The organism is Collinsella aerofaciens, from assembly GCF_040926265.1.
Taxonomy (GTDB): Bacteria; Actinomycetota; Coriobacteriia; order Coriobacteriales; family Coriobacteriaceae; genus Collinsella; species Collinsella aerofaciens_BB.
The window spans coordinates 12,988-35,780 of record NZ_JBCOIL010000023.1; the positions used below are offsets into that span (position 1 = coordinate 12,988).

General features: G+C 61.6%; 17 protein-coding genes. 2 read left to right on the top strand and 15 right to left on the bottom strand.

Annotation, left to right across the window (positions count from 1 at the left end; translation table 11 throughout):
- Positions 1 to 11 precede the first annotated feature (11 nt).
- On the bottom strand, positions 12 to 974 hold the full coding sequence (locus tag AB5767_RS07560) for a ribokinase (RefSeq protein ID WP_368132887.1): 963 nt from the start codon (positions 972 to 974) through the stop codon (positions 12 to 14).
- Positions 975 to 1,160: 186 nt separating this feature from the next.
- Here AB5767_RS07560 and AB5767_RS07565 point away from each other — a divergent pair, with 186 nt between their 5' ends.
- Complete coding sequence (locus AB5767_RS07565; protein WP_368132605.1) at positions 1,161 to 3,377, top strand: acyltransferase family protein; 2,217 nt, start codon at positions 1,161 to 1,163, stop codon at positions 3,375 to 3,377.
- Between the two features lie 543 nt (positions 3,378 to 3,920).
- Here AB5767_RS07565 and AB5767_RS07570 read toward each other — a convergent pair.
- The 8 genes from AB5767_RS07570 to trhA form a co-directional block, all read right to left on the bottom strand.
- Positions 3,921 to 5,117, bottom strand: coding sequence for an Nramp family divalent metal transporter (locus AB5767_RS07570; RefSeq protein ID WP_099432833.1), 1,197 nt, complete (start codon positions 5,115 to 5,117; stop codon positions 3,921 to 3,923).
- 74 nt (positions 5,118 to 5,191) lie between these two features.
- Complete coding sequence (locus AB5767_RS07575; RefSeq protein WP_436197708.1) at positions 5,192 to 7,018, bottom strand: magnesium transporter; 1,827 nt, start codon at positions 7,016 to 7,018, stop codon at positions 5,192 to 5,194.
- Between the two features lie 346 nt (positions 7,019 to 7,364).
- Positions 7,365 to 8,771, bottom strand: coding sequence for a polysaccharide deacetylase family protein (locus tag AB5767_RS07580; protein WP_368132281.1), 1,407 nt, complete (start codon positions 8,769 to 8,771; stop codon positions 7,365 to 7,367).
- A gap of 72 nt (positions 8,772 to 8,843) precedes the next feature.
- Positions 8,844 to 9,599, bottom strand: a complete 756-nt coding sequence (locus AB5767_RS07585) for a PRC-barrel domain-containing protein (RefSeq protein ID WP_368132280.1) — start codon at positions 9,597 to 9,599, stop codon at positions 8,844 to 8,846.
- Positions 9,599 to 9,988 (bottom strand): YtxH domain-containing protein, encoded by a 390-nt coding sequence (locus AB5767_RS07590; RefSeq protein WP_035136593.1) that lies wholly within the window; start codon positions 9,986 to 9,988, stop codon positions 9,599 to 9,601. The genes AB5767_RS07585 and AB5767_RS07590 overlap by 1 nt, the downstream gene beginning before the upstream one ends.
- Positions 9,989 to 10,124: 136 nt before the next feature.
- A complete protein-coding gene (locus AB5767_RS07595; protein ID WP_233504106.1) occupies positions 10,125 to 10,958 on the bottom strand; it encodes a cyanophycin synthetase family protein in 834 nt (277 codons plus the stop codon).
- Between the two features lie 24 nt (positions 10,959 to 10,982).
- A complete protein-coding gene (locus AB5767_RS07600; RefSeq protein WP_368132279.1) occupies positions 10,983 to 12,356 on the bottom strand; it encodes a hemolysin family protein in 1,374 nt (457 codons plus the stop codon).
- A 102-nt stretch (positions 12,357 to 12,458) separates the two neighbouring features.
- A complete protein-coding gene (trhA, locus tag AB5767_RS07605; RefSeq protein WP_175406098.1) occupies positions 12,459 to 13,142 on the bottom strand; it encodes a PAQR family membrane homeostasis protein TrhA in 684 nt (227 codons plus the stop codon).
- Positions 13,143 to 13,328: 186 nt separating this feature from the next.
- Between trhA and AB5767_RS07610 the strand changes: the two genes are divergently transcribed.
- Positions 13,329 to 14,294, top strand: coding sequence for an alpha/beta hydrolase (locus tag AB5767_RS07610; protein WP_368132276.1), 966 nt, complete (start codon positions 13,329 to 13,331; stop codon positions 14,292 to 14,294).
- Positions 14,295 to 14,458: 164 nt separating this feature from the next.
- Here the strand turns inward: AB5767_RS07610 and AB5767_RS07615 are convergent, their stop codons facing one another.
- The 6 genes from AB5767_RS07615 to AB5767_RS07640 all read right to left on the bottom strand — a co-directional run bounded on the left by AB5767_RS07615 (position 14,459) and on the right by AB5767_RS07640 (position 22,680).
- Entirely contained in the window at positions 14,459 to 15,664 is a 1,206-nt protein-coding gene (locus tag AB5767_RS07615; RefSeq protein ID WP_368132275.1) for a DUF362 domain-containing protein, read from the bottom strand.
- A gap of 206 nt (positions 15,665 to 15,870) precedes the next feature.
- On the bottom strand, positions 15,871 to 18,537 hold the full coding sequence (locus tag AB5767_RS07620) for an ABC transporter permease (protein ID WP_368132274.1): 2,667 nt from the start codon (positions 18,535 to 18,537) through the stop codon (positions 15,871 to 15,873).
- An 8-nt stretch (positions 18,538 to 18,545) separates the two neighbouring features.
- On the bottom strand, positions 18,546 to 19,259 hold the full coding sequence (locus tag AB5767_RS07625; protein WP_368132273.1) for an ABC transporter ATP-binding protein: 714 nt from the start codon (positions 19,257 to 19,259) through the stop codon (positions 18,546 to 18,548).
- Between the two features lie 93 nt (positions 19,260 to 19,352).
- A complete protein-coding gene (locus AB5767_RS07630) occupies positions 19,353 to 20,558 on the bottom strand; it encodes an ABC transporter permease (RefSeq protein ID WP_368132885.1) in 1,206 nt (401 codons plus the stop codon).
- Positions 20,545 to 21,732 (bottom strand): ABC transporter permease, encoded by a 1,188-nt coding sequence (locus AB5767_RS07635; protein ID WP_368132271.1) that lies wholly within the window; start codon positions 21,730 to 21,732, stop codon positions 20,545 to 20,547. Before AB5767_RS07635 ends, AB5767_RS07630 begins: the two co-directional genes overlap by 14 nt.
- Before the next feature lie 9 nt (positions 21,733 to 21,741).
- The gene (locus tag AB5767_RS07640; RefSeq protein WP_368132270.1) at positions 21,742 to 22,680 is read right to left on the bottom strand and encodes an ABC transporter ATP-binding protein; all 939 of its coding nucleotides are present in this window, start codon (positions 22,678 to 22,680) and stop codon (positions 21,742 to 21,744) included.
- Positions 22,681 to 22,793: the final 113 nt, after the last annotated feature.

Below are 22,793 nucleotides of genomic sequence, written 5' to 3' on the forward strand. Positions count from 1 at the left end.
GTCTTTATCGTTTAACTAAACCAATGTTCAACTTCGGCGCTCGTGGGAATCGATTGCTGAGCGCCCAGGCGCAACACCGTCACTGCCGAGGCGCGAGCACCCGCAGCCATGCACTCAAAGAGCGGCAAGCCCTCTAGGCGAGCCGCCGCCAACGCGCCGATAAACGTATCGCCGGCGGCCGTGGTATCGACTACCGTACTCGAAAGTGCCGGCATGCGCAGCAGCTCGCCGTCATCGCCGAGCGTAACCGACCCGGCGCCGCCCAACGTGATGACCGCAGCTCCGGCGCCCTTGTCGAGCAGCGCTTTGAGCGCGGCGATGCAACTCACATCATCCGTGGGCAGAATGCCCGTCAGAACCTGGCACTCGGTCTCGTTGGGACAGACCAGGTCGACCGCAGGCCAGGCCTCCGCAGGCAGCTCACAGGCAGGCGCTGGATTAAAGACCGTATAGAACCCCAGCCCGTGAGCGCAAACAAGCGCCTCGGCCGTCGCCGCAAGGTCACATTCGCCCTGGGCGATAAAGACGCTTCCGGCAGCCGGGGCAATCTCGCTGGCGTCACTATCGAGTTCATCGGCCACCAGACGCCTCAGCGCGCGGGCAACGTCCTCGCCCGCAAGCGCATGGTTGGCGCCCGGCGACAGCACGATGCGGTTGTCTCCCTCGCAGCGAATGATGGTCGCCGTTCCCGTCTCCACATCATCGCGATGCACTACAAAGTCACAGTCCACGCCGGCGTCTTGGAGCCCCGCCACGAGCGACGCGCCGAACGCGTCGCGACCGACCGCGCCGATCATGTGCGTGCAAGCGCCCATACGCGCGGCAGCTACGGCCTGATTGGCGCCCTTGCCGCCGGCGTTGGTGATAAACCCGCTGCCGCCGACGGTCTCGCCCGCACGCGGTATGCGCTCGCACGCCACCGAAAGGTCCATGTTCATGCTGCCGAACACCGCAACGATGCCGCGATCTGCCATGGAAACCTCCTCATCTGCGGGCCTTATGCCCACCGCAGCCGTCGATCGTGCACTCTCGCACCCCCTATAACTTTAGTTCACTTTGATGTGGACGCGCGCTTGAGCTTGCGCCAGCAGCAAGCATTCACAGGAGCAGGCAGCTACAATGAAGGCGTGCTGATTATTCTCGTCATTGGATGATGTTTTATGGAACAACTCTCGCAATCGGGCTCGCGCGGTCGACGCCGCACGGGCAACGAGCCGGCGCCGCACGAACGCGTGAAGGGCGAACGCCGTGCCAACGAACCGCGACGCACCGTGAGCCCCCATCGTGCTTCTGCCAACAACGCGGGCCGCGCCAACACTCCCGCCGCGGAGCAGACGCCTGCTCGCCCCAAATCCCGCTACATCCCTGCCCTTGACGGCCTGCGTACGCTCGCCGTCGTCGCGGTGGTGCTCTATCACCTTAACCTCACGTGGGCGCAGGGCGGTCTGCTCGGCGTCACGATCTTCTTTGTGCTTTCGGGCTATCTGATCACGCGCTTGCTGCTCAACGAAGTCGCTAAGACCGGCCGCATCGACCTCAAGAGCTTCTGGATTCGCCGCATCCGTCGCCTGGTCCCCGCCGTGGTAACCGTCGTGGTGGTGACCCGCGCGCTGTGCACCGTCTTCAACCACGTGATGCTCACCAAGATGCGCCCCGACATCTTGCCGTCGCTGCTGTTCTTTAACAACTGGTGGCAGATTGCTCAAAACGTCTCGTACTTCAATGCTCTGGGCGACCCCTCACCGCTCACGCACTTTTGGTCGCTCGCCATCGAGGAACAGTTCTACCTGGTTTGGCCCCCGCTGCTGCTCGCTATGGTATCCATGCACATGAGCAAGCCCAACACGCGCCGCGTGGTTCTGGGCCTTGCCGCGGTATCTGCCCTTGCCATGATGGTGCTTTACAACCCTGCCGCCGACCCCAGCCGCGTGTACTACGGCACCGACACCCGCGTGTTCTCGCTGCTGCTGGGTGCCTGGATGGCCTTTATCCCCGATCGCGACCTGGCGCCGGTGCGTCTCGCTCGTCGTTTGGGGCTCAATCGCCTGGCCGGCGCCGCCAAGCACGGCAAGAACGCCGAGGGCAAGCCTGGCGAGAAGGCCGACGAATCAGCCGAGACCGGCCCGGCACAGCCGAGCGCCCTCGTGCGCTTTTGGTCCTCGCCCGCATCCATCGATGTGTTGGGCCTCGTGGGTCTGGTTGGCCTTGCCGCCATGGTCGCGCTCACCAACGGCTACACCGCCTTCCAGTATCGCGGAGGCACGCTGCTGTGCTCGATCCTCACACTCATGGTCATCGCGGCCTGCGTGCAGCCCCAGGGAATGGTTGCCCGCGCGCTGTCCGCCGAGCCGCTCGTATGGGTTGGCAAGCGCTCGTACAGCATCTACCTGTGGCACTATCCCCTGCTGTTGCTCATGAACCCGGTCGCCAACATCAACGATACACCGTGGTGGCAGTACATTTTGCAGGTGCTGTTGGTGGTCGCCGTGGCCGAATGCTCATATCGCTTTATCGAGACGCCGTTTAGGAGGGGCGCCTTTGGGCGCACCGTTGCCGAATTCCGCGATGGCACCACCACGCCCGCCAACTGGGCACGCACGCACGTCCCCGTCTGCGCAGCCTGCGCTGTCGTATTGGTCGTTGCACTGGGCGGCCTGATCTTTGTGCCCGAGACGCCTGCGCTGAGCGGCGAGGGCGCCGAAGTCCTCAACAAGGAAGCCAAGAACACCGCGCCCACCGACCAGCAGGCGGCCGACGACACCGACAAGGACAACGACGGCTTCCCCGATGGCTCCTACGATCTGCTTATGATCGGCGACTCCGTGTCGCTGCGTGCCGTAGACACCTTTGACGGTGTGTTCCCGCACAGCCATATCGATGCCGAAAAGGGCCGCCAGTTTGATGCGGGCCGCGCGACATTTGAGGGCTATATCCAGCAGAACCTTGCCGGCAAGATCGTGGTCTTTGCACTGGGCACCAACGGCTTGGTAACCGACGACCAGATCGACGCCATCATGGACGATGCAGGAGATAAGCGTATTGTGGTGTTTGTGAACACGCGCAGCCCGCAGCCGTGGGTTGGCTCTACCAACCAGGCCATCGCTAACGCCGCTACGCGCTACAAGAACGTGCGCGTTATCGACTGGTACGGATACAGCGCCAACCGCAACGACCTGTTCGATGGCGATGGCACGCACCTATCGACCACTGGCGTGACTGAGTACCTCAACTTGATCCACGATGCCGTCAAGAAGGACCTGCCCGTGCATCCCGAGGATCACGTCAACGATCCGCAGCCGGCAGCCGTCAAGTCTGCCACCGACGCACTCGTCAATGCGCTTGCCTTCAAGCCGCACAAGCTGGGCACCGACAAGTAACCTGCAGCGCAAACTTCCCACATCCGGAGGGGGCGTCTGCCACGGCAGACGCCCCCTCCGGCAGTTAGGGACGTTCCTTATGTGCCGGTACCTAGGGACACTCCTGGCGCAGCCAATGAAGACCTCTACGGATGAATTCCAGGCCGCTCCGTCGCTCCAGACATCGTTTCCGCGCCTCGTGCCTGCCCCAAACAATCAAAACAAGCCCTTTTCGCCGCACCCTCAAAGGTCTGTGGGCAAAAAAGGGCAAATATGAGTACTGTTACCATTTTAGTAGCAGGCAAAACCACCCAAAATGACGTCCGAGCGAACCCTACAACCCCCTAAGACAGCCAACCTGACTGGTTTAAGGCGTATTGGAGCCAATTTTAATGAACATACTATAGGTTATGTTTATTATCTTCTTGAATGTAAATGCTATTCACTTAGCAACAGTACTCATATTTGGCATTTATTGCCCACTGCCATATAACTAACACCCTATAGCAGACAAAAACAGGCCGCAGTCCATCGCTGCGGCCTGTTCGGAAGCAAAAGTGGGCGTTAAGCGCTGTAGCCCATCGCTTGCAGCACAAACATGACGACTGTCAGCACCGTAATCACGGCGATAGTCGCCCAAGTGAGCACGTTCCACACACGGCCGTTGCGGTTGGCACCCATGATGTGACGGTCGGCGGCGATAACCACCTGGAACACCAGAACCACGGGCAGTAGCACGCCATTGATGACCTGCGAGGTCATCATAATCTGGAACAGATCGACGCCGGGCATAAGCACCAGCACGGCAGAGATACCGATGATGGCCGTAATGATGCCGCGATAGACCGGGGCCTCGTCCCAGCTGCGGTCGGCACCGCGCTCCCAGCCAAATGCCTCGCAGATAGCGCTCGACGTAACGCCCGGCAGCACGCAGGCAGCCAAGAAGCTCGCCGCGACCAGGCCCGAGGCAAACAGTACCGTGGACCACTGACCCGCAATAGGCTCCAGCGCACGGGCAGCATCGGCAGCATCGCTAATCTGAATGCCCGCCGGGAACAACACCGTACCGGTCGTGATGATAATAAAGCCGGCAATGACATCGGCGGCAAGCGAGCCGCTCACGGTATCGATGCGCTGCAGCACGATATCGTCCTCGCCCGCGTTCTTGTCGACCACGTTGTTCTGCGCCAAGAAAATCATCCACGGCGCGATGGTGGTACCGATCGTTGCGACCACGAGCGACACGTAGCTGGGGTCATTTTGAATGTTAGGCACGACCAGGTCGACCGCGACCTCACCCCAGTTGGGGCCAGCCATAAACGCGGCGACAATATAGGTCACGAACACGCAGCTCACCAGCAGCAGAATCTTCTCGATGCGCTGGAAACTACCCGACATGGTAAGCATCCACACCAGCAGCGCTACCAACGGCACCGAGATGCTCGCCGGCACGCCAAAGAGAGCAAGGCCGCTGGCGATGCCCGCGAACTCCGAAATGGTCACAGCCGTGTTGGCGATCAACAGCGCCGCCATAGCAAGTACACTCTTGCGCACGCCAAAGCGCTCGCGAATGAGCGATGCCAGGCCCTTGCCCGTGACGCAGCCGCAGCGCGCCGCGGTCTCCTGCGTCACGATGAGCAGCACAGTCATGACGGGAAGCATCCAGAGCATCTTGTAGCCATAGCTGGCACCCGCGCTGGAATACGTTGCAATGCCGCCGGCGTCATTGCCCGAAAGCGCCGCCAGCAGACCGGGACCCATAGCGCCAAAGATGGCCGCGATGGTCAACTTTTGCTTGGTGCCCGACTTTTGCTTGGTATTTTGCACGCGACCACCTAACCCATGACCGACATGGTGAGCAGCACCGCAGCGGCGCAGTACGCTACGCACGAGATCATGACGGCAATAACGTTCATGGCGGTGCCCGACGTGTTGAGGTCATGCTCGTCACGCCAGAACAGTACCATCAGGTAAATCACGGCGCTCATGTTGCCAACCAGGCAAATGATGGCAGCGATATTAAAGCACCCGGTAAAGAGTTGCTCCTCAAACATGGGCGCATCGGGGAACGCAGCGGTGCGCACCAGCTGGGCGCACAGATAGGTCACGAGTGACAGAATCAGGCCCATGCCCGTGCTCTGGAAGAAGAACCCCAGATACGGCTTGGGCTCGTCGTCGTGACCGTCATACTCCAGGAAGTAGTTCTTGACGAACGACACCATACGCGAGGCAGCCAGCAACACGAGCGGCATGGCGCACATGGGGAACACCACCAAATGCGCGGAGCCCAGCGCCGTCCCCAGCACCGTTGCCATGATGCACGAGGCGATGCCCCACACGACGACCCAGTACTGACGATGCACGAACCAGCTGAGCACGTTCGTCGAGTCGTCCGACGCGCTATCGCCCGAGCCGACACCGGCGATCTGCAGGTCCTCCTGATGCTCCTCGGCAATAACGTCCATGGCGTCGTCGAAGGTCACGATGCCCAGGATATGACGGTTCTCGTCGCAGACAGGGATGGCAACCAGGTCGTACTTGGTCATCTCGTCCGTCACGTCTTCCTGGTCCTCGTCGGGTGACACGTAGACCAGATCGCGATAGGCGAGCTGGCCCAGCGTGGCGTCGCGGTCGGCCACGATCAGCGTGCGCAGCGAAAGCACGCCCGTCAGCATGCCGCTCGGGTCCTCGGTATAGACGTAATAGACGCTCTCAAAGTCCTCGTCGAGCTTGCGGATCGCCTCGATGGCGTCACCGACCGTCGCCGTGGCGGGCAGGGAGACAAACTCCGAGGTCATGATGCGACCGGCAGTGTTGTCCTCATAGCCCAGCAGGTTACGAATCGCCTTCTCCTCCTGAACGCCCATCAGGCGCAGAAGCTTCTCGGCCTTCTCGTAATCGAGCTCGTCGATTAGGTCAGCGGCGTCGTCCGGGTCCATCATGGCCAGCATCGACGATGCATCGGTGTCGGACAGGCCCTCGAGCATCTCGGTCATAAGTTCGTCGTCATCGAACTCCGAGATGGCCTCGGCGGCCTGGGCAGTATCGAGCTGCGCGAACACCTGTGCACGCAGGCGCGGGTCGAGCTGCTCGATAATGTCGGCAATATCAGCAGGATGCAGCTCGCCAAGCGTCTTGTGCGACACCGACAGCTGAATGTTCTTAGTCGAACGGTCGAGCAGGTCCATGTAGGACCAGGCGATGATGTCCTCGCCGAGCGGTTTGCCCAGGTGCTTCATAAAGCTCTCGACGACATGCTCGAGGGCGGGGCTGATCGCGCGCAGCAGACCGCGGGCACCGACCTCGGCGCCCAGCAGGCGCAGCTGATTTTCGCCCGACATGGAAAACTTGATGTCGTTGACGCGCACGACCTTCATGCCCTGCGTGTCGACAATCTGCTTGTTGAGCACGTCGCGGGCGAGCAGGAGTTCGGTCGGCTGCAGGTACGAAAAACGGATTTCGGTGGCCGACGTCTTAAGGTGTACACCCGTCTCGTCGATACGGTCGACCCATTTGCGCCAGCTGATCATAAACGGCGTCTTGCCGGGTCCGCGGAACGCGAGCGACGTCACGTGCGGAAAAACTTCGCCGGTAGCAATACCAAAATCGTTGACCACGCCGAGCTTTTCGCCGTCGACGTCCAAGACCGGCAATTTGAGCATCTCACTCAGATAATTCAATGGTGCTCCCCATCATAATTCCTCCGGACGCGGCCGCGCGTGCGGCGTCCGGGGGCTTCTGGATATGTATACGCATGCGCGGGCGGCACGCCGCTCGACGCTTACACCCCGTGCATGCGCAAAAAGCACCTGCATGGGGTCATCGACTGTATGGTCGAGGTTTGGATTTCACCTGTAACCTTTCTCTTGACCCTCATTAACCGCAGTAACTATAGCATCAGCATCGCCCTGCGGCATCGAATTTATGCGCTGCACATTGCAGGCATACCAAACGCTGACGCATCCGTGACATAGTCATTGGGGACGTTCCTAAACGACTACCCAATGACTACTCTGTGGTGTCGTCGTCCTCGGCAAGTTGGGGGAACACGGCGTCCTTGGGCATGGTGACCTTCGTCAGCGAGGTGAGCTTTTTACTCAGCGACGTGTCCGTCTTGACCAGGTCGCTGACCGTCACGATCTTGTAGCCGTCGGCAATGAGGCCGTCGATAATCTGCGGCAGCGCCTCGAGCGTCTGCTCGGCGCATTCGTCTCTATCGGTGAGCAGCACGATATTGCCCGGCGTCACCGAATCGAGCACCGTCGAGACCTGCTCGTCGGCACCGTTGAGCAGCCAGTCGCCCGAGTCAATATTCCACGAGACCACGGCGGAGACCAGATCCATCGCATCAATCCAATTTTGCTCGTCAAAGGCAGCGTAGGGAGCACGCAGTAGCATCGTCTTCACGCCGGTCGCCGACTTAATCGCATCGGTGCCTTTCGTGATCTGTTCGCGTACCGCCTCACGGTCCTGACCCTTGAGCGAATCGTCGCTGTAGCTGTTGGATCCGATCTCGCACCCGGCATCGACAATCGCCTTGGCCGTGGCAGGCGAGGCCTCGGCCGCATCGCCCGAAAGGAAGAACGTCGCGGTGACGCCCTTTTCCTTGAGCACCTGCAAGATCTGCTTGGTGGCGCCGCTCGGACCCTCGTCAAACGTCAGCGCCACGCACTTTTTGTTGCCCTTGGGCGCCACGCTGGCGCACGCAACAACGCAATCGGTGGCGGGCACAACCTCGCCGCGGTCTTGCGTCTTGCCCGACTGCTCACCAACCCACACCTCGGATCGGCCCTGGACACCCCATGTCTGCACATACTCGATAGCGCCCGTGCCCTCGACCTTGAGCTTGGGCTCGATAACCGTAGCCTGAACCTCGTGCTTCTCGTAGGTGTTACGGCCATCCTTGACCGTCACCTTCTCGCCGCCCTCAAGTTCGCGGCTATCCCATTTGCCCTGCTTCACGCGCTTGCCGTCGACCTTCACCGACAGCTTTTCGCCCCCATGGCGCTTGAGCACGCTGTCATCGACGGCCAGCAGGTCGCCTGCGTCGTAGGTGTCAGTCAACTCCTGGTCGTCGATGAGATTCTGCAGCGTAGAGCCCACACGCACCGCGGTCTTCTGGCCGTTGAGCTCCACGTCCACACTGCGGTTGACGTAGCCCACGACGGCAGCGATAAACAGCACGAGCGCGCAACCCACGGCGATGAGCGCATAGGGCAGGCGAGACGAACGGCGGGGTGTGCGGCTGTTGCCGATGCGAGCGCTGCGGTCGCTAAAGCCGCGGCTATGGTTGAGATACATCGCGCCGGGCTTACGGTGACGCTTGCGCTGACCGCTGGGCAGCTGCCCCAGGTCGCGGCGCGCCGTCGGACGCGCACCCGAACGCCCGTTTAAGTTGGATCCGTTTTGGCGCATGTGCCCTCCCCCATAAACACAGCGAGCCGGAGTTACATGTCTCCGGCTCGCCTCCCATCGTTTGGTATGTCGCTATTTGTTAGCTTTCGGCGAGCCCCCGCTCGCCTTTTGATATTCGTCCTTAAAGGCCTTGAACATGCCCCGCGTTTTGCCGAGCTGCCTGCCCAGCGCGCGACTGCCCTTGTCAACGGCAACCGAACCCTTGTCGTCGAGCACCTTGGCACCCTTTTTGACCTTGTCGCCCACCACGACACTCGCCTCGGCAGCCTTGGCAGCCGCACCGCCCGAATACCCGAGCGACTTGACCTCATCCGAGACAATCATCGCGCCGTTATCGTAGCCGCGCAGCATCGTCGGCGGCACCCGCGTGTCGCCCACCAACATGCTCGATGCGGCGCTGGCGGTCACATAGAACGTCTGCACAATGCCCGAACGCGGTTTGAACTCAACGTCCGAGCAATAGCCCACGGCATCGCCCGATTCCGTGCGCACGTCCATACCGACCCAGATGATGCAATCGTCCAGGTTGATGTCGAGGCGCTTGGCGGCGGCGGCATCGTACGTGTCCTTGACGTCATCGACCGCAATGGCGCCCTCGTAGACACCAATGGCGTCGAGCGCTACGAATCGGTCGGGACGCTCGATCATGCCCGCGATATCGGACTGGCGGACCATAAAGCCGACCACGCGCGTACCGCCCGGGGTAAAGACCGGAAAGTGAATCTTTCCGAGCTTTTTAGGGCTGCGCGGCGTGCCGTCCTTTTTGGTGCGCTTGTCCTCGGTAGGCTTGCGATAGATCTTGGCGCCGACAAAATCCCCGGCGCGCATTATGCCTCGGTCGAGGGCTCCGCAGCCTCGGTATCAGCCTCGACGGCGTTTTCGACCACGACGTCGGCGGCAGGCGTCACGTTGCCGCCCGAAATGGCGTCGTTGAGCTGCTCGCGCAGCTGGTCCATGCGCTCGCGGGCCAGGTCGACCTTGGCGCGCAGGTCGTCGGTCTTGGCGTCGACCATCGGGCCAAAGTCATTCACCGCAGCACGGGCCTCCTCGGCGCTGTGCTCGTAGGTGTCGCGCATATTGTCCCAGGCGTCGTTGGCGATATCGGCAGCCATGGCGCGGGTCTCGGCGCCCGAGCGCGGGGCCAGAGCAACGCCGACAATAGCGCCGGCAGCGGCACCAAAAAGTGCGCCGGAGACAAAGCTGAAAGTCTTACCCATGATCATTCCTCTCCTGCGGGCACGTCGGTGCCCACCGTTTGAATGCTGTCCATTATACCCGCAGCGCATCACTTGCCGCTCCGCTCATCTGCGTACGGCAAAGGCGCAGGTATGTGATGGTGATAAACGCCTAGGCCTACTCCTGGGGCATAGCCGGCATGGCCACCGTGGCACCCGGGTCCTCGCCGGCGCCGTCCACGAGCGGCAGACCGCCCTCATGCGCAGGTCCTGCCGGAACCGTCGCCGCACCGCCAAAGACGGCAGCGGAGGCCTCGTGGTTCTCGGCAACCGCACCCTCGGTATCAATCGCCACCTGGGGCTCGTCGTCAAAGTTGGGGACGCCCTGGGGCTCGGTGGGAACAGGCTCGGCGGTCGCATCGGCAACGGGCTCGGCGTCGACCGGCACATCGCCCTCGTCAGCGCCCTCGTCCTCGGCAGCATCTTCGCCGTTCGCAGCGGCGACGGCCTCGTGAGGATCCTTGCCCTCGGCCTCGGCGCGCATGCCCAGCACCAGGTTGCGCAGGCCCGCGACCGTGCCTTCCACGTCAGGGGCAGGCTGGTCGGCGTGCAGATAGGCCCAGTCCATCATAAAGGTGGCCGAAGACAGCGCGCCGATGGCCAGCGCGTCGTCGGGGCACGAAAGCTCAACCTCAAAGACGCGCTCGTCGTGCTCGCTTACGCGCGTGCGGCCGCACGAGATGCTACCGGCAAGACCGGTCTCGTTCATGAGCTCAACCGTCACGTGCTCCAGCAAGTGGCAGAGCTCGGTCTGGCCCATGCAGTCCTGGAACTCGCGACCGGAATCGCCCAGGCACAGGTGCTTGGCAATCGCGGGCACCAGGTAGTACACGCGCGCCGTGGCCTCGATGTCCTCCGAGGTCATGAGCGGCATGCCGGGGTTCACCAGCACATGCGCGCAGATCTTGTCCTCACTGACGGTGACCTTAAGGATGTTGAACAGGCCTGCCATAACTCTCCCCTACTCTTCCTTGTCCTACTCGTCGCCGTCGTGCGGATTCGCGGAACCCGCACCCGACGTCGTCGGCTCGTCTACCGAAGACTCGGAATCCTTCTTATCGGTTTCGGCCGGAGCGATCACGCGAATGAGCGAGATGCGCTGGCCACGCATCGACTGAACTTTAAACTTGTACCCCGCGACCTCAAACACCTCTCCGATGTCGGGCACCGAGTCGCAAAGCTCCAAAATCCAGCCGGCGATGGTCTCATAATCATCGCTTTCCTCGAGCGGCCAACCAAGCTCAATCGCGTCATCGCACGAAAAACGCCCATCAACGAGCCACTCGCGGCGCGAAAGGCGCGTGAGATACTTGTTGTCGGGGTCGAACTCGTCCTCGATCTCGCCGACGATCTCCTCGACGATATCCTCGATGGTGATAATGCCGGCCGTGCCGCCGTACTCGTCCACGACCACCACGATCTGGTCGTGCGAGGTCTGCATCTCGGACAGTAGCGGCAGGATGTCCTTGGTGTCGGGCACAAAGGTGGCGTCGCGCAAAAAGCCGGCGATGGGCTGGTCACCCTTGCCGTCGAGCGCGGGTTGGATCAGGTCCTTGATGTGCGCGATGCCGGCGACGTTGTCGGGGTCCTCGTGATAGACGGGGATGCGGCTGAAGCCGGTCTGGCGCATGGTGGACAGCACGTCGGCGACCGTCTCGTCGTCCTCGCACATGGTGGTGTCCACGCGCGGCACCATGACCTCGCGGGCAACGGTGTCGCCCAGGTCGAAGATCTCGTGGATCATGCGCTTTTCCTCGTCGAGCAGGTCGTCCTGCTCCGAGACCATGTACTTGATCTCTTCCTCCGAGACGTTCTGGCGGTCGTCGGCGCTCTTGATGCGCAGGATGCGGGCCAGACCATCGGAGCAGGCGCCGGTCAGCCACACGAGCGGGCGGGCGATCTTTTGGAACACGGAGAGCGGTCCCACAACCTGCTTGGATACGCCCTCGGCGTTAGCGAGGCCGATGCGCTTGGGCACGAGCTCGCCGATCACGATGGACACAAAGGCGACGGCGACGGTGATGATGACCGGCGCTAGGCCGCGCGCGATGGCGGAAAGCGGCGCGATGCCAAAGCTCATGAGCCACGTGGCAAACGGGTCGGACAGGCTCGTCGAGGCGACGGCGGACGAGGCGAAGCCCACGAGCGTAATGGCAACCTGGATGGTGGCCAACAGCTGGTCGGAGTCGGCGGCGAGCTGGACGGCACGCTCGGCACGCTTATCGCCCTCCTCGGCATCGTGCTCCAACACGGCGCGCTTAGCCGTGGTGAGAGCCATCTCGGACATGGAGAAGTAGCCGTTGATGAGGGTCAAAACGAGGGTGGTAATAAGGGAGATGGTTATGTCCATCGGGAGTTTCTCGAACCTCCAAGATTCGGGACGTCAGGGTGAAACGTTGATGGCGGATACGGCAATTGCGCCGGCGCCCAAACGAGGACGCGGGCGCGGTCGCTAGATTACGAAGAGGATCACCGCCATGAACTGGAAGATGCTGCCGGCGAGCACCCACAAGTGGAAAACACTGTGCAGATAGCGCACGTTTTTGGCGATATAGAACGGCACGCCCACGGTATAGCACACGCCACCGACGGCGAGCAGGGCAAGTGCCACGGGGTTGAGCAGCGCCACAAGTTCGGGCAGCTTAAAGACGACAAGCCAGCCCATCAGCAGGTAGACCAAGCCGCTTACCCAGTGCGGTTGACGCTCGCGCATAAAGCACTCGAGGGCGATGCCGATAATGGCGATGGCCCATACGGCAAAGAACAGCGCAGGGCCGCCGTCATTCGCGAGCGTGATGAGGCAAAACGGCGTATAGCTGCCGGCAATGAGCAGGTAGATACAGCTATGGTCGATGATGCGGAATACGCGCTTGGCACCCGCGGGCTGAATCGCGTGATAGAGCGTGGAAGCCAGATATTCGAGAATAATGCTGACGCCATAGACAATCGCCGCGGCCATGTGGTCTGGGCCTCCGCCGCGCAGGGCAGCGAATACGATCAGGAGCACCAGGCCCGCGATACCCAGCAGGCAGCCGACACCATGGGTGACGGAGTTCATGATCTCCTCGCCCACCGTGTAGTGTGGAACGGCCGCGGTCTTGGGTCGCGGCTTAGAACTGTCGCTCGAATCGGACATGCCGGTTACATCCTCCAATGTAAAGAGTTCTCAACACTATATCAAAGCGTCTAGGTACGTGCGAAATTTGCACCATACGTGACCCTTTGTTTACCCATTCTTTGCCTGTTGACGCATCAACGGCGAACGTCCATAATGCGCTTGCATTAAATGTTGATTTATTAACATCTTATAGGAGAATACCGCATGGCTCAAAACGCACGTTCCCATCGAAAGCTCAAGATAGCCGGCGTCGTTGCGCTGGTGCTCGTTGTCGCGCTGCTGGGGTTTGCCGGCAACTTTTTGTTTGACTTTGCCCTGAACCCCCAAGCGCCGTACACCATGAAGATGATGCAGGATGGCAAGGACGCCGAAAAGGGCGAGCAGATGGACGCCGAGGAGGGCGAGGCACGGGCGTGGTTTAAGGAAAACCGCGAGAGCAGCAGCCTCACCGCGAACGACGGGACCGAGCTTGCCGCCTGGTATTTTGCTGCGTCGGAGAGCACGCACGACTACGCCGTCTGCCTGCATGGATATACCAACGAGCCCATCGGTATGGCCCGATACGTCAAGCGATTCCACGACCGCGGCATGAACGTACTCGCACCCGCCGCACGCGCCCACGAGCGCTCCGGCGGCGACTATATCGGCATGGGCTGGCCCGAGCGGCTCGATGTCGTCGCATGGATCGAGCGAATCGTTCAGGCTGACCCCGAGGCGCGCATCCTGGTCTTTGGCGAGTCGATGGGTGCGGCAACCGCCATGAACGTCGCGGGGGAATCTCTGCCCGCAAACGTGAAATGCATTATCGAGGACTGCGGTTATACAAGTGTTTGGGACGAGTTTTCTCTGCAGCTCAAGGACGTGTTCGGCCTGCCCAGCTTTCCCTTGCTCGATATAGCAAACTTGGTGTGCAACGTGCGCGCGGGCTACGACTTTCATAAGGCGAGCAGTGTGGAGCAACTCAAACACGCGACGGTTCCCATGCTGTTTATCCACGGCGACCAGGACACCTTTGTACCGTACAGCATGCTCGACCAAAATTACGACGCGTGCGCCAGCAAGGTCAAGCAAAAGCTCACTATCCATGGCGCCACCCACGCCAAGAGCGCGCAGGTCGACCCCGAACTCTACTGGAACACGGTCGACAACTTCCTCGACAAGAATTTTTAGGCAAAAAGCAACGTCTGGGGTTTTGTTGCCAAAAATCGGTTTGTGGTCGGCGGTATTCGATTTTTCACCGCACTTCCGAAAAGCCGCCCGTGAGCGCTGTGCTCACAGGCGGCTTTTGCTCAACTAACGCTACAAAGGCGCTTATTTTGTCCAATAGCTAGGCGCTACTTGACCTCGATGAGCTCATACTCGCTCGTGCCCAGGCCAATCTTCTCGGCGTGCGCGATGCACACGCGCCAGTCGGTGTCGGGATGCGTGATGCAGAAGGGATCCTTGGCCTGCTCGCCCTCCAGATGCTCGTGGTTGTGCTCCATCTTGGCCGCGCTATCGGTGAGCTCGGTGTTGGGCAGCGGCTCGGATGCCATGACGGCATCGGCGCAGGCCTGGTCAATGGCGACCGGGTCGAAGCTCGCGAACATGCCGATATCGTTGACGATAGGCGTGTCGTTTTCGGGATGGCAATCGCAGTTGGGGCTGATATCCATAGCCAGCGAAATGTGGAAGCTGGGACGATCCTGGACAACGGCCTTGGTGTACTCGGCGATCTTACAGTTGAGCACGTCGGCCGCGGCTTCATAGCCGGGCTTGATGGCGTCCTGGTTGCACACGCCGATGCAGCGGCCGCAGCCCACGCAGCGATCGTGGTCGATAGCGGCCACGTGCACCGTGCGAGTAGCGCCGCCGGCAAGCTCGCGTTCGCGGGTGCCATCGAACGAGATAGCGTTGTGCGCGCAGATCTTTTCGCAGGCACGGCAGCCAACGCAGTGCTCGGGCGCGACGTTCGGCTTGCCGGCGGCATGCTGCTCCATCTTGCCGGCGCGACTGCCGCCGCCCATGCCCAGGTTCTTCATGGCACCGCCAAAGCCGGCCTGCTCATGACCCTTAAAGTGGGTGAGGCTGATCACGATATCGGCATCCATGAGCGCCTGACCGATCTTGGCCTCGTGCACGTACTCGCCGCCCTCGACCGGGACAAGCGCCTCGTCGGTGCCCTTGAGGCCGTCGGCGATGATGATCTGGCAACCCGTAGCATACGGGGTAAAGCCGTTCTGGTAGGCGGTATCAATGTGCTCGAGCGCGTTTTTGCGGCTACCCACATAGAGCGTGTTGCAGTCGGTGAGGAAGGGCTTGCCACCCAGCTCCTTCACGACATCCGCGACGGCGCGGGCGTAGTTGGGACGCAAAAAGCTCAGGTTGCCCAGCTCGCCAAAGTGAATCTTAATGGCGACGAACTTGTTCTCAAAGTCGATCTGCTCAATTCCGGCGTGACGGATGAGGCGCTTGAGCTTGTCGAGCTGGCTCTCGCGAGCATGCGTGCGCAGGTTGGTGAAGTACACCTTAGCGGGTGCTGCGGGTGCAGTTGCGGTCATAGATCTATCCCCTCGGTCTATATGGCGTTACAGACATAGAGGATGGTACCAGTTAAAGCAGAGTTAAAGTCAAGTACGGAACCTAGTCATTGGGGACGTTCTTAAATGACCAGTCGCAAGGGACACTCTTTCGCCGCCCGGCAGTTAGGGACAGTCCTTGCCAGCCGGCCGGCGAGCCGACGAATGGCAAGGACTGTCCCCGATGGCTACTCCTGCACTTTGAGGGCTTCGGCCAAGCTGACGCGCTTGATGGAGCGCGTGTGCAGCAGTGCCACGACCAGGTAGGTCGCAAAGCCGATTCCTGCGCACGCCGCCATGGACCAAGCGGGCACGTAGATCTCGATATTGCCGTTGTAGGCGAGCAACATCGAGCGGAAGATGGCCGTGAGCGAGCCAATAATGACCGGCAGGCTCAGCACGAGTGACGCTGCCACGCACAATGTGATCGAGCGGATGTACAGATGCGAAATCTCGCTATCGCGATAGCCAAAGACTTTCATGTAGCTGATCGAACGGGCGCTGTGGTCGATCACAGCCTTGGTCAGCAGGTACATAAACAGCAAGAAGATGAACACCACAAGCCCAACCATCATGCCGATCATTTTGCTCATCATGCCGATGAACTGGTCGCCCACGGCGCGCATGTCGTCGGGCGTGGTGTCGCCGGCAAAGTAACGAGCATCGAGGTCGAGCTTCTTGTTGCTCGCATAGCCGTTAAAGTAGGTGGCGTCGTTGTCGAACAGCTCGTTAAAGTCGTCGATGCTCATATAGACATTCATATCCGACTTGGAGCCCCAGGCACAGTCCTTGCCCGCGTACTCAAAGGAATAATGCTCGCCCTCGTACTTGTCGCTGAGCGTGACCTTCTGGCCCTCGCTCCAGCCGAACTTGTCGAGTAGGCCGCCGCCAAAGACGACACGGCCGTCGCCGACGTTGAGGTCTTTCCAATAGCGTGAATCGGATGAAATGCCGTAGACGGAAATCGTCTCCTCGCCATTTCCATCGCCGCGGTCGTATTGCAGCTGGTAGACGGCGGATTTCTCGGCTTGCGCAATTGCGCCTGCACCATTGTCGATCGTATTGACCGGGTGGATATCGTCGTTGTCGGTGTCAATCTTAGAGGCCTTATCGATCAGGTCGATGGCCTCATCGCGATCGCAGCCGAGGGCATCGGCAAGATCGTCAAGGCGCGCGTAGAGCGCATTCTTCTTGTCCTGGACCTTGGCGAGCGCGTCCTGCGCCGCGGCCAGGCTCTCGGCAGACGGAGATGCGGTCGCGGCATCGGCTGCCGCCCGCGCCACATCGGCCGCGTCGTCAAGCTCGTCATCGGCATCCTGAGTGGCGGAAAGCAGCGCGCCGTCAACCGACTGCAAGCGCTCGAGTGCCGACCACTGCTCGCGCTCCTCGGCAGTGCCCTCGAGCTCCAACGGCGCCTTGAGCGTGTACTGGTGCTCGGCGACCAGGCTTGTCTCGAGGTTGTCCGCATAGTGCGTCATCGTGGGCAGAATCGCCAGGCCAAAGAGCAGCAGTAGCGACGCAAATGCAATGCCCACGAAGAGTGTGGCGAAGTTGCCCAGATTGCGCAGGAAGATACGCAAGCGGAAGCGCGAGACAAAGCCCATGCGCTCCGGCAGCCGCAGGCCGCGCTTGGTGCCCGATTTGCCGCTCGACTCGTGACGAAGGAACTGCAACGGCGTCTTGCCCATCTTGCGAAGCAGACCCACCAGCGTGATGAGGACGAGCGCGGCGGCGGGAACCACGGCGCACTTCACAAAGATCTCCCAGCTCCAGTACACCTGGAAGGGCGGCAGGCTGTACGAGCCGTAATAGAGGCTGCGCATGGGCTCGGTAAAGAACACGACGCCGAGCGCAGTGCCCAAAAGCGCCGCGACCACGCCCACGATGGCGGGAAGCGCAAGGTAGTGCGGCACGATCTCGCGTCGACGATAGCCGCTGGCGAGCAGCGTGCCGATGATGGCGCTCTCCTCCTCGATGGTGGCGTCGGTAAGGACCACAAAGACGAACGCCATGATCACGATGATGATGTCGAGCAGCGTCATCCACATCATGGAGTCGCCGTCTACGTCGTCGCGCGCGTAGCCAATGCCCTGGTTGGAATCGGCGTCGATGAGGTCATCCACGCGTGCATCGGCATCGGTCAGCGCCTCGACCATATCCTGCTCGGCATCGATGCGGTCTGCAGTGGAGAGATCGCGATCGGTAAAGGTAAAGGAATAGGTGTAGGCGGGTGCGCCGCCGGCGTCCTCGAGCGCGGCAAAGCCGGCGTCGCTGACCTCGGCCACGCCATAGGTGATGGTGTTCACCGTAAAGTCCGAATTGTTGAGGAACAGCGCCTGGCTATCGGGCTGGGTCATGATGCCGCAGATGGTGTAGGTGCGGCCCTCAAGCTCGACCTTATCGCCCACGGCGAGGTCGTTGTTGGTGGCAAAAACTCGATCGATGGCCACCTCGTCGTCCGCCTTGGGTTCCCTGCCCTCACAGTAGGACGCGATATCGACCTTGGTGCGGTGCGCATAGGTGCGCAGCGTGCGCTTGGTGCCGTCGTCGCCGGACACCTTTTTGCTGATGGCGTCGATGGAGAAATTCTTGTAGAGCGTGACGCCGCCGACGTCGTCTGCCGCGTCCTCGGCTGCCTTGAGCTGGTCTTTGGTGGCCTCGAAGGAGGTGGTCACGCGGCCGTCCTCAATCGTGTACGCATCGCGCATGTCGTCGATAAGGCAGCCGATGGAATGCGCCGCAAGCAAAAAGCCCGATGTAAGGGCAATGCTTCCGCACATAAGCAAAAAGATGCCCAGGTACTTACCGATATTGCGGCGCAGCTCGCGCGGGAGACGTTTTGCGAGAGGTGTCATGGCGCCGCCTACCAATCGAGCTCGGCGGCTGCGACGGGCGACTCGTTGAGCTCATCCTCGACGATGCGCCCGTCGCGCAGGCGCAGCACGCGATTGGCCATGCGCGCGATGGCGGCATTGTGGGTGACAATGATGATGGTGCAGCCGTAGGTGCGGTTGACATCCTCCATGAGCTGCAAGATTTCCTTGGACGTCTTATAGTCAAGTGCGCCCGTGGGCTCGTCGCACAGCAGCAGGCCCGGGTTTTTGACGAGTGCGCGGCCGATGGCACAGCGCTGCTGCTGGCCGCCCGAAACCTGGCGCGGAAACTTGTTGCGGTGCTCGTAAAGGCCCAGCGAACGCAGCAGGTCGTCGACGTTGAGTGGCTTTTTGGACAGGTGTGCCGTGACCTCGATGTTTTCCTTGATGGTGAGGTCGGGCACCAGATTATAGAACTGGAACACGAAGCCCAGCTCGCGGCGTCGGTATTCGCCCAGGTCGGTGGCGTTGAGCGTGGTGAGGTCGCAGCCGTCCACCAGAATAGAGCCGCCGTCGGCATCCTCCAGGCCGCCGATCAGGTTGAGAAAGGTCGACTTACCCGAGCCCGAGGGCCCCAGCATGACGCAGATCTCGCCGCGGTTGATGGACGTGTCGATGCCATCGAGTACCGTCAGGCGCGCATCACCGTCGCCGTAATGCTTTTTGAGATCCTTAACCTGGACATAGGCTTCCTGCGTTGCCATGGTATCCCCCGTTGTTAGCCTCGTACTACTTTATGAGCGTAATAGTAAACCATGGCGAACTATTTTGGAGCGAGGGCTAGGATTTATTTCAGACTAGGCGCGGGATTTGGCGCGTGCGAGAGCCAGGCCTACGGCGGCAATGGCGGCGGCGAAGAGCACGGTGACGCCCAGGTCGCAGGCGATGTCGCCCAACACGGCAGACGTCAGGTCCGAAGCAAGCGCCTTGCCGATCGCGTCGTTCACCCAATACGTCGGCACAAAGTGCGCCACCGTCTGCACGGCCGAGCCCATGAGCGACAGCGGCATCCAAGCGCCGCCCAAAAACGTCATGAGCATGCCGAGCAGGTTGCCCACACCGTTGAGCAGCTCCTCACGCGCACCCAGGCTCGAAAGGGCAAAGCCAACGGCCAGAGGCGTGCACGCCAGGGCAAACGTCGCCGCCAGCGCCAGGCACACACGACCCACGCCGACCTCGGCAACCGCGCCGGCAAAGCCCACGACGCCCATCATGCTCGACACAAACCAGATGCAGACGGTGAGCACTGCGGCGGCGGCAAACACGGCAAGCGAACGTTGGCGCTCGGAGATTGGGCCGGCATCCATACGACGCACGCGCTCGGGCTCGTTCATGCCCGAGAACACCAACCCCACCGATACGATGACCGACGAGATAATCGCGTACGCGCCAAAGTTGAAGTACGACTCGAGCGTGGCGGCAGCAGCCGAGTCGACCTTGACCCGCTCGATCTGGACCTCCGCGCGCTTTGCAGCGGCATGTTCGGCGGCCTTGGCAACGTCGCCGTTGGAGGCAGTGGGCTCAAGTGCGGCCGCAGCGCCCGCGAGCGAGATCCAGCGCGAGGCCTCGGCAGACGAAAGCGCCGCTGCCATGGTGCCGGCACCGTAGGTCACATCGAGCTTGGGCAGGGACTCCCCCACGCGGGCGGCTGCAACGAGGTCGTCCTCAAACCCCTCCGGGATAAAGAACACGCAGTCGGCGCTGCCCTTGGCGCTATTGCTCTTGGAGAGCGCGTCCGCAAGATCGTACGTATCGTCGCCGACGCCCGTGACCAGCTCAAAACGCGACCCCAGATGCTTGGTAAGCGCACGCGAAAGGTCGCTATCGTCGCGGTCGACCACGATCACGTTGGTGTCGTAGGGCTTGTACTCGATAAGCTGCGACGAGTTCCAGCTCACCGAGGCCGCGATGAATACGCCCATGAGCGAGATGAACACCGTATAGATGAGCAGGTAGAACGGGTGCGCCAGCGCCATGCGAAGCGCGGTCTTAAAGGTGCTCATAGCGGCTCCTTCCAAAGATCAGCGTGGCGGCGGCAACGAACAGCAGCGCCATAAGGACCAGCGCGCCGGCGCGAACGGCAAAGGGACCCAGGTCCTCAAAGAAATACAGACGGTTGAACATGTCGCAGATGAGCTTGACGGGGTTGAGCCAGCACTCGGCCGGGCAGGCGCGGGCGACATCGTCGGCAAGCGCCATCGCCGGCTCGCCGTAGAGTCCGGCGAACAGGGCGCACGTGGTGGCAAAGCCCGTGAGGATGCCCGACTTGGACGCCTTGCCACCCTTAACGGGCAACGTGCCCACAAAGAGTCCCAAGCCCGTGGCGGCAAGCGCGGAAGCGGCGCCGCCCACCAGGCACAGCCCCTCGCGCCCGCCAAAGTCGACGCCCACGACCAGGCGCACGTAGCCAATCGCGATCGTCATCGAGGCGAAGGAGACCAGCCACGAGCCCACAAAGATACCGGCCAGCGACGCCGTCTTGGAAAGACCACCCACGCAGCGGCGCGCGCCAAGGCCCGACAGATTGGGCTGCAGGTCGACGACGCTCAAGGCGGCAAACTCGGCAGACATCATCGCGACCAGGCCAAAGAGCGCGTAGTAGTAGATGACCGTGCCATCGGGCGTGGTGCGTGTCAGGCTTACGCGGCGGGTGCCACCCTCGAGCGACAGGGCGCGCGCAACCGCCTCCGGGTCGGCGAGCGCCGCCGGGTTGTCCTGGGCAATCTGGGACATGAGCTCGGCATTTTGTGTATACGAGCTTGCCACCGTCTCCAGAATGCTGCGGTCGGTGAGCACCGACGACGCACGTGAGCCGTCATAGCTCGAAAGCAGCGTGAGCTTGGGCGTGCCCGCGGTATCCACCGTGTAAATGCCCGCGACTTCGCCGGCCTTGAGCGCTTTGCGCGCGGCAGCCAAGTCTTCGTACTCGCTCACATCGAGCAGTTGATCGTCGCCCTCCTTGGCAAGCGACGTCGCCACGTCCTTAAAGGTTGAGGCGTCCCAGGCCTCGTCCGCCACGACGGCAACCGGCACCGGGTCGACCGTGCCGTCGGAGCTGAGGTTCGCAAACATAAACATGAACATCGTGGAAAGCGCGATGGGAAAGAGGGCGCCCCAGACCCACGTGCTCGGCCGGCGCAGCAGCGTTTTGACCGTGATGATAATGGTGTTGAACATGGCTGCCCCCTAGTCGCGCAGCTCGCGGCCGGTGATCTCGAGGAACACGTCGTTGAGGGTCGGCGGCTCGCTCCACACGCGGCCGAGCGCCACATCGGCGGCGCGCAGCGTGTCGAGGATGTCGACCAAATTGTGCGGGCTCGCTTCGCAGGTGCAGACAAGCTCGCCGCCGGACAACTCAACCGAAAGCACGTGCTCGAGGGCGCGCAGCCGCTCGACCGTGGCGGTCTCTACGGCGCTGACCTCGACAGTCACGCGCTCGCCCATTTGAATCATGCGTTTGAGCTCGTCATTGGTGCCCTGCGCCAGCACACGTCCGCCGTCCATGATCATGATGCGGCTGCAAATCTGCTCGACTTCCTCCATGTAATGGCTGGTATACACCACCGTGGCGCCCTCGTCGCGCAGGCGGCAGATGCCCTCCAGGATGGCGTTGCGGCTCTGCGGGTCGACCGCCACCGTGGGCTCGTCAAAGAAGATGAGCTCGGGCTTGTGCGCGATACCGCAGGCGATGTTGAGGCGACGCGCCAGGCCGCCCGAGAGCTTGCCGGGGCGAAACTTGGTAAAGTCGCCCAGCCCGACAAAGTCGATCGCCTCGTCCACCAGCGCGCGGCGGCGCTTGCGGTCGTTGACGTAAAGGCTGCAGAAATAGTCGATGTTCTCGCGCACCGTAAGCTCGTCAAACACCGCCACCTGCTGCGGCACCACACCGATGCGGCGCTTGAGGTCGTAGCGGGTGGGCGTCATGGGCTCGCCGAACAGCTCGATGGTGCCCTTGTCGTAGGTGAGCAGCTGCAGGATGCAGTTGATGGACGTGGTCTTGCCTGAGCCGTTGGGGCCGAGCAGACCAAAGATCTCGCCAGGGGCGATATGCAGGTTAAAGTGGTCGAGCGCAATAAGATCGTCGTAGCGCTTGACGAGGTTTTCGACGTGGACGATGTCAGTCATGAGGCGGCCCTTCTGTTGATCGCGGCCCGGTACGATTGCATCATCGCAGGAGCAGGCGGCGCGCACCAGTGAGCTTTGTCACGAGTGCGGGGGCCTGGTCGCGCGGACCGCCG